The organism is Arthrobacter ulcerisalmonis, from assembly GCF_900609065.1.
Taxonomy (GTDB): domain Bacteria; phylum Actinomycetota; class Actinomycetes; order Actinomycetales; family Micrococcaceae; genus Arthrobacter; species Arthrobacter ulcerisalmonis.
In genome coordinates this window covers 284,682-298,497 of the sequence record NZ_UXAU01000009.1, presented here as the reverse complement: position 1 = coordinate 298,497, position 13,816 = coordinate 284,682, and the positions used below count along the sequence as shown (strand labels likewise).

General features: G+C 59.9%; 13 protein-coding genes. 6 read left to right on the top strand and 7 right to left on the bottom strand.

All coding sequences use genetic code 11. The features are described 5' to 3' along the window. Positions 1–348 precede the first annotated feature (348 nt). Positions 349–654 (top strand): hypothetical protein, encoded by a 306-nt coding sequence (locus PSET11_RS01790; RefSeq protein ID WP_203415870.1) that lies wholly within the window; start codon positions 349–351, stop codon positions 652–654. On the opposite strand, the gene PSET11_RS01785 is transcribed toward PSET11_RS01790, so the two are convergent. The 7 genes from PSET11_RS01785 to PSET11_RS01755 form a co-directional block, all read right to left on the bottom strand. Further along, positions 604–975, bottom strand: a complete 372-nt coding sequence (locus tag PSET11_RS01785) for a hypothetical protein (protein WP_124090150.1) — start codon at positions 973–975, stop codon at positions 604–606. The genes PSET11_RS01790 and PSET11_RS01785 overlap by 51 nt on opposite strands. A 534-nt stretch (positions 976–1,509) precedes the next feature. Further along, complete coding sequence (locus PSET11_RS01780) at positions 1,510–2,340, bottom strand: citryl-CoA lyase (RefSeq protein WP_124090148.1); 831 nt, start codon at positions 2,338–2,340, stop codon at positions 1,510–1,512. Beyond that, entirely contained in the window at positions 2,337–3,551 is a 1,215-nt protein-coding gene (locus tag PSET11_RS01775) for a CaiB/BaiF CoA transferase family protein (RefSeq protein WP_203415869.1), read from the bottom strand. Before PSET11_RS01775 ends, PSET11_RS01780 begins: the two co-directional genes overlap by 4 nt. A gap of 94 nt (positions 3,552–3,645) precedes the next feature. Beyond that, the gene (locus PSET11_RS01770) at positions 3,646–4,515 is read right to left on the bottom strand and encodes a dioxygenase family protein (RefSeq protein WP_124090146.1); all 870 of its coding nucleotides are present in this window, start codon (positions 4,513–4,515) and stop codon (positions 3,646–3,648) included. A 380-nt stretch (positions 4,516–4,895) separates the two neighbouring features. Then, positions 4,896–5,672: an SDR family NAD(P)-dependent oxidoreductase gene (locus PSET11_RS01765; protein ID WP_124090144.1), complete on the bottom strand. Its 777-nt coding sequence runs from the start codon at positions 5,670–5,672 to the stop codon at positions 4,896–4,898. 162 nt (positions 5,673–5,834) lie between these two features. Further along, positions 5,835–7,430, bottom strand: coding sequence for an FAD-binding oxidoreductase (locus PSET11_RS01760; RefSeq protein ID WP_124090142.1), 1,596 nt, complete (start codon positions 7,428–7,430; stop codon positions 5,835–5,837). 336 nt (positions 7,431–7,766) lie between these two features. After that, positions 7,767–8,426: a pentapeptide repeat-containing protein gene (locus PSET11_RS01755; RefSeq protein ID WP_124090140.1), complete on the bottom strand. Its 660-nt coding sequence runs from the start codon at positions 8,424–8,426 to the stop codon at positions 7,767–7,769. Positions 8,427–8,532: 106 nt separating this feature from the next. Between PSET11_RS01755 and PSET11_RS01750 the strand changes: the two genes are divergently transcribed. The 5 genes from PSET11_RS01750 to PSET11_RS01730 are packed head-to-tail and all read left to right on the top strand — an operon-like array spanning position 8,533 to position 13,407. Continuing rightward, complete coding sequence (locus PSET11_RS01750) at positions 8,533–9,918, top strand: ABC transporter substrate-binding protein (RefSeq protein ID WP_124090138.1); 1,386 nt, start codon at positions 8,533–8,535, stop codon at positions 9,916–9,918. A gap of 60 nt (positions 9,919–9,978) precedes the next feature. Then, positions 9,979–10,863 (top strand): branched-chain amino acid ABC transporter permease, encoded by an 885-nt coding sequence (locus PSET11_RS01745; RefSeq protein ID WP_124090136.1) that lies wholly within the window; start codon positions 9,979–9,981, stop codon positions 10,861–10,863. Continuing rightward, positions 10,860–11,927, top strand: coding sequence for a branched-chain amino acid ABC transporter permease (locus PSET11_RS01740; RefSeq protein WP_124090133.1), 1,068 nt, complete (start codon positions 10,860–10,862; stop codon positions 11,925–11,927). The genes PSET11_RS01745 and PSET11_RS01740 overlap by 4 nt, the downstream gene beginning before the upstream one ends. Beyond that, on the top strand, positions 11,924–12,688 hold the full coding sequence (locus PSET11_RS01735) for an ABC transporter ATP-binding protein (RefSeq protein ID WP_124090131.1): 765 nt from the start codon (positions 11,924–11,926) through the stop codon (positions 12,686–12,688). Before PSET11_RS01740 ends, PSET11_RS01735 begins: the two co-directional genes overlap by 4 nt. Positions 12,689–12,690: 2 nt before the next feature. Continuing rightward, a complete protein-coding gene (locus PSET11_RS01730) occupies positions 12,691–13,407 on the top strand; it encodes an ABC transporter ATP-binding protein (RefSeq protein WP_124090129.1) in 717 nt (238 codons plus the stop codon). Positions 13,408–13,816 lie beyond the last annotated feature (409 nt).

Genomic DNA, 13,816 nt, shown 5'->3' with positions numbered 1-13,816 from the left:
GTCGCAAAAGTGCGGCAGATGCGGCGCCTGAACCCTGCTGGGTTAAAACTGATGAGATTTGCTTCAGGGAATTCGAAGCCAGCTCTAAGATGCCGTCATGACTGCCGAAAGGGCCTTCTTGGTACACCGCGCGGCAACGCGACGTAAGGTCCATTATCGGCGTAAAAAGCACGGGAGTAGAAGTAGCTGCGAGAACTCCCGTTTCATGACGAATCAGGCGTTTCCAGAGGTCAACCGGGCTTTGCGGTGGCGCGCATTCCTCACGCCAATGGCTGACTTTGCCCCCGGATCGCTTATGGCTGTAGGTTTCATGCATCTAATGCATGTTTCCATGGCTTAGGGGTCGTTATGAGTAGCGCCGTTCCGGGTTTCCTCCCGCGGATGCTGGTGGATCCGGACCTTGGGCTGTTCAGGGCTGATGAACGGGTCTTCACTGCCATGTTGGATGGCTGGCGGGCACAGATGCTGGCACGCGGCCTCACGATACAGACGATCAAGCAGCGCTGCCAGCTGCTAGAACGCTTTCAGCGCGTCACGGGTGAATTTCCGTGGCAATGGCGGCCAGCCGAAATTGATGACTTCCTGGCCACGCGATTGTGCCGCTTATCTGGCTTTGTCGGCATCCCATCCGTCGTCGCTTTCCTGATTTCTTAATTTTTCTACGAATGTCTCGGACTGCAGCTCAGGATGGTCTGCGGTCACGGCTTCGACTTGGTCCGCGATGGTCCGCCACGCGCCAGCCATCCAAACCATCGGATCCGCGCCGTTTTCTCGGAGAAACGCATCGAGCGCTGACCGGCGATATACCAAACTCTGGCCCTGTTCCTCAGTGACAGGGCCACGGCCAAAGGCGTTCAGGCTCTCCAGCACCTCAGCGCTGACACCGTAACCGACTAAACCGCTCAGGTAAGCTGCGGCTTCCGTGCTCGACATCGTTATGTCGGGTGCCGGGTCGTTCATATCGTTCGCGTCCATCAAGCTCAATCCGATGCATGGAATACTCTCCGGCGAGCGTATCACTGGCCTGGAAGCGGTCACACGTACAGCCGAAAGCCTTCGCTGGAGCGGCCCTCTTGGCGCCCACTGCCAGCCCGCCTACGGCATGCGGAAGAAACAATGACGCCGGCACGACCCGCCGTCTTCTGACGATTCCACCAGGAGAACGGATCCCGCGGATGGAGGAGGGAACTCCCGTCTCACGAATAACCGTGAATGCCAGTTAAACCCCGCACGAGTCCAGCCAGAAGCGGAAAATGACTCATCATCAGCCCGTGCGGTGTTCAATCTCGGCCTCCCCTTAATATGAGCCCGATACAGACGACGAGCACGGTACCGGCGATGCGTGATCAGACTTCTCAAAATTCTGAAGCCACCCAGCGAACAGGATGCCGCTTGTGACACACAGCGGCAGGGTGGGGGCGTTCCGCGCTCCCAGCTTCCGGCTTCAATCGGCCGGCCTGCTCCGGGAGCGTCCGGGGGTGGTGGCGGCCCGCACAGGTCCTGCTGGTTTTAGTTTTCGTCCGGCGCTGTGGGTGACTTTGGGTCGACGTAGATGGCGTTCCGGTCCACTGCCATGTAGATCTCGTTGGCGATGGGGCTGCGGCGTTCCTCGGCGATCTGCCCGAGCAACCCGGCGGCGCGGGCGAGGAGGGCGAATCCGCGGAGCAGCTCGGGTGGCAGTCCGAGGTCGGCCAGTGCGGCGCCGCAGACACCGGCGCCGTTGAGCGGGAGTTTGCGGCCGAGGGCCTTTTCGCTCATCCGGCCGATGGCTTCGAATAGCCGCAGGTGCGGTCCGTGGAGGCCTTCTTCCTCGGCGATGCCGATCAGCACCGGGGTGCGCGGGTCGCCGTCCTTGTGGTTGGGGTGGCCCAGTCCGGGGACGAATTTGCCGGCTGCGCGTTGGGTGGTGATGGCGTTCAGGGCCAGGTCGTCCCATTCGGCGTCGGTGTCCGGGAGGCCCCCTTTATGGGCTTTGAGGGTGGCGGCGAGGAATTGGCCGCAGTCTTCGGTGACACCGAGGAAGCGGGAGCCTCCGCCGAGCAGGCCGGCGGCCATGGCTCCCTGCAGGGAGTCCGGGGCGCTGAGGTAGGTGAGCCGGGCGGCGATGGCCGTGGGGGTGAAGCCGTGATCGGCAAGGGCCACCAGCACCGATTCGAAGACGCGCAGTTCGCCGGCTGTGGGGCGCCGCATGGCGACGAGCCAGAAGGCGAGTTCGCCGAAGCTGACTTTGCCCATCAGGTCTGCGGCGAGGTCCTGGCCCAGGAGGCGGATTTCGGTGGCGGTGGATGTTCCCAGTGAGGTTGGGAACTGCAGCTTTTCCTGCTCGAGGGTGGGGTTCATGATGCTCCAGGGGTTGAGGCGGTCGGGACGGCGGCGGAGGCAAGCCAGGCGCGGATTTCGTCGGTGTGTTCGCCCAGCTCCGGCGGTGCCAGTTCGTATCGTGCCGGGGTGGCGGAGAACGTGATCGGGTTGCGCACGCCCGGGACGGTTTTGGCCCCGGCGCCAACCTGAACGACGGGCTGCAGGCCAAGTTTCTGGGCGTACTCGACACCCTGTTTGATGGTGTTGATGGGCCCGGTGGGTACGCCGGCTTCGTTCAGCTTTTCGAACCATTCTTCGGCGGTCCGGGTCTTCAGGCGTTCCACCAGCAGGGGGCGGAGTTTTTCGCGATGCCTGGTCCGGTCGGCGTTGTCGGCGAACCGTTTATCGTCAGCGAGTTCGGGAACGTCCAGTACGGCGCAGAGTTTACGGAACTGGGCGTTGTTGCCGGCGGTGATGATCAGGTCATCGTCCTTGGTCGGCAAGGCTTCATAGGGGAACAGGCTCGGGTGGGCGTTGCCCATCCTGAAGGGTGTGACATTTCCGGCGACATAGGCGGAGGTCTGGTTGACGAGCCCGCTCATGGCCGATGCCATGAGGCTCGTTTCAATGTTCTGCCCTTCGCCGGTGCGGTCGCGGTGGTGCAGGGCGGCGAGGATGCCGATGGTCGAGTGCAGCCCGGCCATGACGTCGAAGACGCTGATGCCGGCTCGGTAGGGTTCACCATTGGGGTCTCCGGTGAGGCTCATCAGCCCGGACATGGCCTGAACGATGAGATCATACCCGGGCAGCGCGGCGCCTTCGGCGGTGCCGAATCCGCTGATGGAGCAGTAGATGACCGCCTTGTTGCGTTCTCGCACCGAGCTGTAGTCCAGCCCGAACCGTTTCAGTCCCCCGGGCTTGAAGTTTTCGATCATGACATCGGCGCGGGCGGCGAGCTCTTTGGCGGCAGCGAGGTCGTCCTCGTCCTTCAGGTTCAGTACGACGGACTTTTTGTTGCGGTTGATGGCCGAGTAGTACGTCGAGACACCGTCAGGGCGCACCGGGGGCAACCACGAGCGCGTGTCATCCCCACCCGGGCTTTCGACTTTGATGACTTCGGCACCCATATCGGCCAGCAGCATGGTGGCGTAGGGGCCGGCCAGGACACGGGAAAAGTCGGCGATGACGATCCCGTCCAGGGGGCGGGCGCCGGGGGCCCGGGCGGCCTCCGGCTTGGGGTTGCTAATCACGATGGTTCCTTTCGGCTTCAAGGGCTCCGGAACCCGAGACGAACCCGCATCGGCGGTGCCTCGAAAAAGAATGGAAGCGGGCACCGAGATTCCCCTAGGACTCTGGGTGCAGGACGATATCGAAACGCCCGTGCCGGAACGGGCTTTGAACCTCGAACCGTACGGCGTCTTCCAGGTTCGAGTTATCTGCGAAGTCCTTAATTAAGGAGTCTTTGACCGCGAAGACCGCATCGGATTCGAGGTATTCGCTGCCGCCTACGAAGATGTGGGTGGTCAGCTCCTTGTATCCCGGCGCGGTGACAAGGAAATGGATGTGGGCGGGACGGTATGGGTGCCTGTGGGTCGCGTGGAGCAGTTCCCCGACCGGACCGTCGGTAGGGATGGGGTAGTAGGTGGGGATTACGGTGCGAAAGTTGAAGTGACCATCCGGTTCAGGTCGGAGCAGAGCGCGGCCGTTTCCGACGCTCTGGACTCCAGGCTGTTGAACGTCGTAGAAGCCGTTCGCGTTGGCCTGCCAGATGTCGATTACTGCATTCCCGATAGGGGTTCCGTCAACCGAGACGATACGCCCGCTGACAACGCACCGGGGCCCTTCGCTTTCGGGCGAGACATCGTCGCCGAGTGCCCGGACGGGCGATTCGACCATGTGGAAAGGCCCCAGAACCGTTGAGTCGGTGGCTTCGGGAGTGTCATGGCCGTTGATCGTCTCGACGAACATGGACACTCCAAGGACATCTGAGAGGAGGATGAATTCTTGTCTTACGTCGGTGCATGCCATACCGGTCCTGGTCAGGAAGTCGATTGCTTGCTCCCACTCTTCGATGGAGGGAGCGATGTCCTGCACGAAGTCATGAAGGTGCGTCACCAGGCTTTCGAGGATCTGCTTTAGTCGCTGATCCGTCGTCTTCGAGAAGCTTTGCAGCACTTCGGCCGTGAGGGTTTCGATATCGACATTCGTTGCCATGATGTGTTCTTCCCTGATTTGGGTCGGTAATGAAGTGGCGTCGGGTCCTTCGCATGCATGCATTGGGTTGCCGACGTCAACCTGTGAGGATGGAAAGGGCCCTTCGTGGCCGGAGCAGAGGTCCTCAAGTTGCCCGGCCTGAGGTGTCATCCAGTTGCAGCAAGTTGGTTGCGGTCTTGTTTAGGCCGCCACTGAAGAGAGTCGAAAGCGTTTCCCGACATTGACCAAGGAAACCAGACTGCTATCTCATGCTGCTGGATAACGCCCGAACGGGGTTTTTCGCGGCACGCGACCGGGGTCGCTTCGCGCGTTCAAGGCGCGGAGTTGCAGTTAGAACTCCGAGACTCAGCGACGAGGAACACCGAAAGTTTAAGTGTCCTTCAATCCATGTTTGCCAGGTTTGTGGTGTTACCCCCCAGTGTGGCTCCACCGTCTACGCATAGGGCATGTCCGAGGACGAATGAAGAGCGCTTCGAGGCCAGCCACACGATTGCATCGGCTATCTCGGAGGGTTCGCCCACGCGGCCCATTGGCGTGCCCGATAGTAGGTGTGCCAACTGGTTCTCTGAGAGCTCAGCTAGGAAAGGCGTGTCAATCAGACCCGGGCAGAGCGCATTGATCCGAAGATCGGTGGTGCCATAGTCCATGGCGGCCGCCTTGGTCAGACCTATGACGCCGTGCTTGGCCGCTGTGTAAGCTGCGAGGTTGTAGCCGCCGATGAGTCCTGATGCAGAAGCCGTGTTGATGATGCTGCCACCATGTTCAAGCATCAGCGGAATTTCGGCTTTCAAACAGTAGAAGACGCCAGCAAGGTCGATGTTCATGACGCGTTGGTAGTCATCCACCGGGATATCTGCAAGCTTGACGTGCGCTCCCTCGACGCCTGCGTTATTGACAACGACGTGCAGGCCGCCAAGGTCCCGGGCAACCCGAGGGATGACCTCAGCGACGGCGTCAGGATCGGCCACGTCCAAGCGGTAGAACGTGGCCGATCCTCCTGCTGATTCGATCAGTTGTACCGTCTCACGGCCGCCGACATCGGAAATGTCGAGCACCGCCACGGTGGCTCCTTCCGCGGCCAGTGCCTGCGCGGCCACCCGGCCCATTCCCGATCCGGCTCCTGTAATTAGCGCGCATTGGTTGGCAAGTTCACGCATTATGCTCCTTCGAGTGTGGTGGAGAGGTGCCGACCCGATAGCGTCGGTGAGCGGCCATAGATGTATCGGATTTTCCGTCGCCACAGCGGGCTCTTGGCCCCTCAAATGCGGTAAGGCATTTGAGGAGTCCGCGCCGCAGTAACTCTGCGGTCATGCGCGAGGTCAGTTGGGCGAGGGTGTGCGCGCTCCACCTTGGTCCTCGGGTTGTGCGTAGTGGCTGCTCGGCCAGATCCCGTGGCGTCCTGGCATGATGATGCCATTGGGGTCGACGGCATTCTTGATCTTTTCCACGAACCGTCGGTAGGCGTTGTCGTTGAAGGAGTAGATTGCCTGGGCTTCGTCCATGTAGTCGATGTGGGCCCTGTATTCCCCGTAACCCAACTCACCGATTTCCTTGACCAGACGGCGAACGGCGCCGAACGCGCGCTCGGCTTCCTCCTTGTTTGTCACATCGAAGGGGATTCCTCCTACGATGCAGCAGGATCGTTCATTGAACGACATCACTCCGCCGAGGAAATTCAGTCCGGCCTCTTCGATACGCTTACGCATCTGGTCGACGACGTACCGGACTTCCGTGCCGACCATAGGGACGATAGGAGAGAAACCGATGTGTCCCATGTTCGGCGGGGTAGCTTCGATCAGCTGAAGTGTGGGAATGCCGGCCTGGATCTGCTCGGCTGAATTGGTAAAATCCTTGTACTGTTCCGGGCTGTAAATCGGAGAATGATTGACTTTCGCCCTCGGGATGGCCCCCCAGACCTCTTTGATCCGCTCGAGTTTGTATTCAACAATCTTCCGCGGTCCCCACAACGCTGCACGTGTACCCCACCGGCCGACTCCGGTTTCGTCGGCAATTGCCTGTATTTGCTCCTCGCTCAGAAGTGCAGGACCTTGAATGTCGGTGTCCATCAACTGCGGCGCGGCACTCAGGGTCGTATACATACTTGGAACACCCTCAAGGATGCCTTCCAAGCGCAATTCACGAATCGCGTCGATCCCGGCTTCCAAATCCTTGTCAGTCTTAAGTGTCAGGAACAGCGAACTGTAGCCTTCGGGCTTGCGCTTTAGCCAGACACCGGCTCGCACTACGATCCCGAGGTTGGACTGGGTAAACAAGGGGTCAAGGGCTGGTCCCAATCCCCGCTTGTAAAGGTGCCATGCTTTGTTCTCCGGAATGGCTCCCATCCCGGTGCGGAGCAGTGTCCCGTCGGCAAGGACGACCTCCAACCCATTGAGTATCTGGAAGTCTGCACCGTATGGCATGTAGGTCATGCCATTGTCGAGGGAGTTTCCAATAACGCTCCCCCATCCTAAGTCGGGTACTGAAACCTGGAGAGCGTATCCCCCGGCCTCGATGGCGTCATATAGATCAAACCAGCGGACGCCCGGCTCTACCACTGCGTAGGCAAGTTCCTCGTTGATTTCAAGGACTCGGTTCATCTTTCGGAAGCTGATCTGGATCGATCCTCTGACGCGCGGTGACGGACCGCCATAACCATAGTTACGGCCTTGGGAATGTGGCCATACGGGGATGCCGTACTGGGTGGCAATCCGCAGGATGCCTTGGACTTGTTCGGTATTGTCCGGTACTACAACAGCGGACGCCGTAAATGTGTCATCGTCAGGAATGTAGTAGGGGTCTTTGTATTCGTCAACGGCTGAAGGTTCGGTGATCACTCCGTCCGGTCCGAGAAGAGCGACGAATTCTCCGAGTACCTCCTCGGTGAGAGTGGGGCGGATTGTCATTGCGTTATTCATGGGTGACTCCTTTGTCAATCAACGTCTGTGTGCCCCGGCTCAGACCGGAATGGCGGCCCGTGCCACGGGCGGTTGAAAATGCTGAAATGCCGGCTTCTCCAGACAGCCACTCGCGGTAACTGATTCATAACCATCTTCGATAAAGCGGCAACTAGCTAGCCAGCATATTGTCAGGCAGCTACGCCGTCAAGGGTGTTAAAGCAGCCAGTGCAGCGACATCCGAGGCGCACGAGAGGAGGCCCCAAGGGCCTCTTGAGTACCGTCTGCGGCAACTGGCTGGCGACACCCGGGCTGTCGTCGAAGCCACCGGAAACTATAGAGGGAAGGTAAACCGGGTCACGGCTCGATCTTCAGCCCCAGCTCCGCAGCCATGGCGGGGGCCAGTTCGATGGACTGGAGGGGGCTGAGCGTCGCGCCTCGGAGTCCGTCCAGGCCGGCGAGTTCGCCGATTTCCAGATCCCTCAGGTCAACGTGAGTCAGGGAGGCTCGGCCGAGCGTCAGGGATCGGGTTTTGGAATGGGAGAAGGCGACACGACTGGCTTCGGCCGCTGCCAGGTCGAGCTCATCGATATCGCAGTTGGTAAAGAGGACATCGGTAAGTTTCGCTGCTCGGAGGTTGACGTATCCGATTTTGCAGTTGATGAAGTGGACCGATTCGAGCCGGGCTTCGTAAAGCTCGCCGGAACCGATTCTTGAGTTCTCCACGATGACGTCCCGGAAGCGGGCCCGTGGGGCCTGCAGGACGGGAGCGTTGAGTCGATGGAACCGTGTCTCGATGAACGAGGCGGTCCGGAAATCCGTCGCGTGCGCTGTGCAACTGAGGAATTCGCATCCACTGAAGAGGCTGCCGGTCAAGTCGAGAGCGGTGAGATCGGCGTCGATGAACCGTTCGCCGTCGCTGCGCTCATGGGCTCCGAGGGACCCCGGATCACCATCCTCTAGCCCGTTCAGATGAATGGCGTCTAGCCGGGGCGGGAGAGTCTTCGCTTTAGCCATGGTTGCCAAATTTCCTACTCTTCGTCTGGTTGCTGGCCTATGAGACGTCGCCGGGTTCCGGAGGTCCACAAGGAATTATTTTGTCTGTTGTAAGCAAGGCTATTGTATGACAGCCGGTCTTGGCTTACGCTTCGAAAACAAACTTGCGAGGGCGCAAGCATTGACGGACGCGGGATGGCCCGAGGTCACAATTCAGTTAACGCCCTTACCTTCGAGAGGAATCCCAATGACGTCGATGCCTTCCAGGCTGTCACGCGCAACCCGGACCGCTGCGGTGGCCGGCGCGAGCGCCTTAGTTTTGAGCGGCTGCGGAGGTCTTGCCTCACAAAGTGGAACTACCTCCGCAGACGCCGCTGCGTCGTGTGGGGACAGCGTAACCATCGGAGCGCCTTATCCTTTCTCAGGTCCATTCACTGAGTTCGGAAACAACGCCTACCAAGGCATGGACATCGCAGCAAAGGAAATCAACGATGCCGGCGGCATCAAGGCTTTGGGAGGGACCAAGATCAAGCTGGCGAAGGGCGACACCGGCAGCGCTGACCCTGCCCAAGCCAGCAGCGCTGCGACCAAGCTCATCGATGGGGGCGCGATCGCGCTGGTGGGCTCGTGGGGCAGCCCACAAACGAATTCCGCTTCAACGGTGGCAGAAGGAGCCCGTGTCCCGCTGGTCACCCAGTCGTGGTCCGATCAGCTTTCAGCGAGGGACTACCAGTACTACTTCCAACCGCCGCCCAAGTCATCGCAGATGGGCGGTGCCAGCAGCGCCTACCTTACCGCAGCCGCAAACTCCATCGGCGTTAAATTCACAAAGGTTGTCGGCGTGGGGCCAAATGACACAGCCAACGTCGGACAGATTACGGCTGCCGTCAAGGCTTTCGCCGACGCAGGAGCAGCGGCTGGGGAGCCTGACTTCTATCAGGCCGGCCTTTCCGACGCCTCCCCGATCGTGAATCGGGTCGCGGCACAGAACCCTGACCTGATTTTGACCAGTGGCAGCCCGGCGGATGCCGTACTGATCGTGAAGGGCCTCCGCGAAAGAGGCGTCACAGCCCCCATCATGGGCTTCGGCGGGGCCTTCGTCGCTCCGAGTTTCGCGAAAAACCTCGGTGATACTGTCAACGGTCTCATCGCGGTGACAGCCTGGAACGACGACCTGCCTCTTGACGGGGTTGAGGCGGCGACGAAGTCGTATCGGGAAACCTACTCGGAAGCGTTCATGCCCATGGAGGCAGGCGAGTCGTGGGTCAACGTTCACCTCGTCGCCGAGGCGCTGGAGACATCAAAGTCGTGTGATCCAGAGAAGATCACCGAAGCACTTCGCTCTTTGAATGTCGCCAAAGGACCCGCTGCAGCGATGCCCGGCGGCCAGGTTTCCTTCAGCAAGGATGGGACGAATCCTCACGCTGTGCCGCTTCTGACTCAATGGCAGGACAGGCTTCCGAAGACGGTATGGCCTGAAAAGTACGCTTCCTCGAAGCTCTCGCTCGGTTAGGACGTCCCGGGAACAGCTGCCCGTCGCAGCTGTTCTTGCATTGAAGGAAGAAGATAATCTATGCAAACCCTTATCCAGGTTCTGGTGTCGGGAATACTCGTCGGCGGGCTTTACGGCGTGATCAGCAGCGGCCTGTCGCTGAGTTTCGGAATCTCGAAGATCGCCAACTTCGCGCACGCCGACTTCATCACTATAGGAATGTTCCTGTCGTTGGTTTCCATTACCGCGCTCGGGTCGTGGGGGCTCTTGTTGATACCCGTAGTCTCTCTTGTCGTGGGCCTGCTAGGGGTTCTCGTCTATACCCTGCTGCTGCGTCGCTCACATACCAATGCGGCGACCGAGGATGAGGCCCACCTACCGCAGATCGTCATCACAGCCGCTGTCGGTATCTTCATCCAGTCCGTCCTGCTGGCCCTCTTCACGTCAACGGACCGGAGCATATCCACGCTGCTGGACGGGACGTGGTCCGTTTTCAACGTCTCTGTGTCCAAAGCGCAGTCCGTAGCGTTTCTGGTGGCGCTTGCGTCCTTCGGCATACTTTCTTTTGTCGTGAATAAGACTGAATTCGGGCGAGGACTTCGGGCAATCGTGGACGACGGCGAGGCTGCCGTGATGGTGGGAGTGAATCGAGCGCGATCCTTGTCCGTCAGCATGGGAATTGGTATTGGCCTGGCGGGGCTGGCCGGCGGGCTTCTGGCCACCTATCAGACCATAAACCCCACCAGCGGGTTCAACTATCTAGCCCTGGCCTTTGTCGTCATCGTGTTGGGCGGTCTTGGAAGCATCAAGGGTGCCTTCATTGCCGGTATCGGCGTTGGCATTGTTCAACAGGCTACCGGCACGTACATCGCGTTGGACGTCCAGAACCAGGCAATCTGGATCCTCTTCCTTGTTGTGCTGCTACTGCGGCCCAATGGGCTCTTCGGAAAGCGTGTGGTGGTATGAGTTTTCTTCAAACTGCAGGGAAGACCGCACTTCCCTCACTGGGCGTACTTGTGGTTGGTATCTCCCTTCCGTACTGGCTGATACAACAGGAGTACGTTCTGGTAGTGGCGATCGCTGCGATAATTTGGGCGGTCGCCGGTCAGGGGTGGAATGTCATCGGCGGCTATGGTGGTCTCCTCTCCTTCGGCCATTCCGTTTTCTTCGGAATCGGGGCATACAGCACCGCGATGCTGAACGTTCACTTCGGCATCAGCCCGTGGGTGGGCATGATTGTCGGGGCGGCCGTGGCCGCAGCTGCCGGCGCAATTCTGACCTTTCCCGCCCTGCGTCTCAAAGGTGTCTATTTCACCCTCGCCACCTTTGTGTTGGCGTTACTGTTCGCCGATCTGACCACACACAACCGTGAGTTCACCGGAGGAGACCAGGGCATTTCGATACCGTTCCTGAGGAATTCCCCTGGTATGTTCCAGTTTGATTCCCGGCTAACCCTGTTTTTTGTTTTGGTCGTTTTTCTGGCGGCGGCAACCCTGGTGGTCAGCTTGGTCGCCCGGAGCCGGCTGGGACTGTTTCTGCGGGCTTCCCGAGACGATCCTGACGCCGCTCGGGCTGCCGGGGTCAACGTGACCCGGACGAGGCTCTTCGGTCTGATGATCAGCGCCGCGATCACGAGCGTCGCCGGGAGCCTGATGCTCCAGTACCTTCGTTTCATCGACCCTTTGACAGCGTTCGGGGCGGGTACCGCCTTCATGATAGGACTGGTCGCGCTGACAGGCGGCCGAGGTACTGTTCTTGGGCCCGTGATCGGCGCAGCAGTGCTGATTCCGGTGCAGCAGATCTTATCCTCCACTTTTGCATCCGGTCCTGCCGGCCTTTCGGGGATGGTCTACGCGGCCATCGTCGTGGCTGTAATGCTGATTGAACCGCGAGGGCTCATCCACCTGTTCAAACGTCTGGGCTTTTGGATCTGGCAGCTGATTCGTCCGCCCCGGGGTAACCGACCCCCAACTTCACCTGAAGAAATCACAGCTAACAAAAATGATGATCCTGTAGGGAGCCGGTCGTGAACGAATCTCGGGTCCGCGGGCAAATGCCCTCAAAGAGGCTTCTTGATGTACAGGGCGCCACGGTGGCGTTCGGCGGCGTTCTTGCCGTCAATGATGTGTCCTTTTCTGTAGACGAAGGGGACATCGTCGGCCTGGTCGGACCTAACGGTGCGGGCAAAAGCACAATGTTCGGCGCGATCGCCGGAGCCGTTCCGTTAAAGCAAGGAACGATCCGGCTCAACGGGCATCCAGTCGGCGGCCGGCGGGCTCATGAGATGTCCCGCCTGGGCGTCGCCCGGACCTTTCAGAAAGTACGGTTGTTCAGTTCGATGACGGCCGAAGAGAATGTCATGGTCGCAGCCAGCGCCCATGAGAGATCTCCTGCGCAGGCCCGCCGGATAGCGAAGGACGCGCTGGATCTCAGCGGCTTCTCGGACGAGCGCAACGCTTCGGTATCAACTCTGGCCTTGGCGGGACGCAAACGCGTCGAAATAGCCCGCGCACTGGCCTCCCAGCCCAAGCTGCTCCTGCTTGATGAGATGATGAACGGGCTCACAATCGATGAGACAAATGCCCTGATTGAGTCCATTAGGGATCTTCCGGGCCAAGGCGTGTCTGTAATGCTCGTGGAACATGTACTCCACGTCGTACGCAGCCTGTGCGACCGGCTGGTCGTTCTTCACCACGGACAGCTCATCGCCGAGGGCCAGCCCTCAGATGTCCTGAGCCGGGACGACGTGGCCGCTGCCTGGCTGGGGCGCGCGAATACAGATCGGAACTGAAAATGCTCAAAATTGAAAATCTTTCCGCCTCATACGGAGACAGCTCCGTTCTCGATGAGGTCACGTTCAACATTGAAGAGGGTGACTTCTTCGGGATTCTCGGGGCCAACGGCGCCGGAAAATCCACCATCATCCGGGCAATAGCCGGCTTACATCCGCCGACGGTGACCGGACGGATCACCTATCTGGGCAAGGACCTGCTTACCGAACCCGCTCACGCGCGTACGGGTCTGGGAATTGCGGTCGTTCCGGAGGGCCGGCGTATGTTCTCGAGCCTCACGGTGCTGGACAGCCTGCTAATGGGGGCCTACAAACGCGGCGATTCCTGGCAGCAACGTAACCTTGCACGGATATTGGAGACGTTCCCCGAACTGGCAACCCGCCTGAACCAGCCCACCGGCAGTATGAGCGGCGGACAGCAACAGATGGTGGCTTTCGGCCGGGCCCTCATGTCCGAACCGCGCCTGTTGCTTCTTGACGAACCCTCACTCGGGCTCGCCCCTGTCGTAGTCCAGCGCATCTTCGACTTGCTGGCTGAACTCCACCAGCAGGGGAACCTGACCATGATCCTGGTGGAGCAGAACGCTATCGAGGCGTTCCCCCTCCTTACTCGAGGGTGCGTCATTGAACGCGGGCGGGTCGCATTCGTAGGGACCAAAGGCGAGTTGGAATCCTCAACGGTGGTCAAGGACGCATACTTCGGAACCAACGATTTGTAACGTCCATGCCGGCGCTTTACTGCCAGAACCCACCCCTGAGGGGGAAGGCTTGGGATGGGGTAACAGCTGCAGGGTGAACTGTGGCGGGCGCTGTCCACGACCCTCACCCGTGCACCTAGGAACTCTCAGTCCCCTGCAAAAGGTTTCTGCCCTTGTGGGCCGCACACCTTGGCCGGGTTCTTTCGGCTGAGCAATAGCGCATTCGGAACAGATGTCAATGATGGTCCAAACCGTCTCTCCAGGCTAAAAAGAAAAGCCGCCTTTAGGTGGTCATACTTGGCCTCCAAACAGCTGACTGTTCCTGACCATCACGGATAAAGCCACTCGAAGGTCACTCAGCTGACTCAAAGTTGGGCCAGCCGCTAAAAGGGCCGCCCGAGGAAATCCTGGCCGAGTGTTTTCCTCCGGC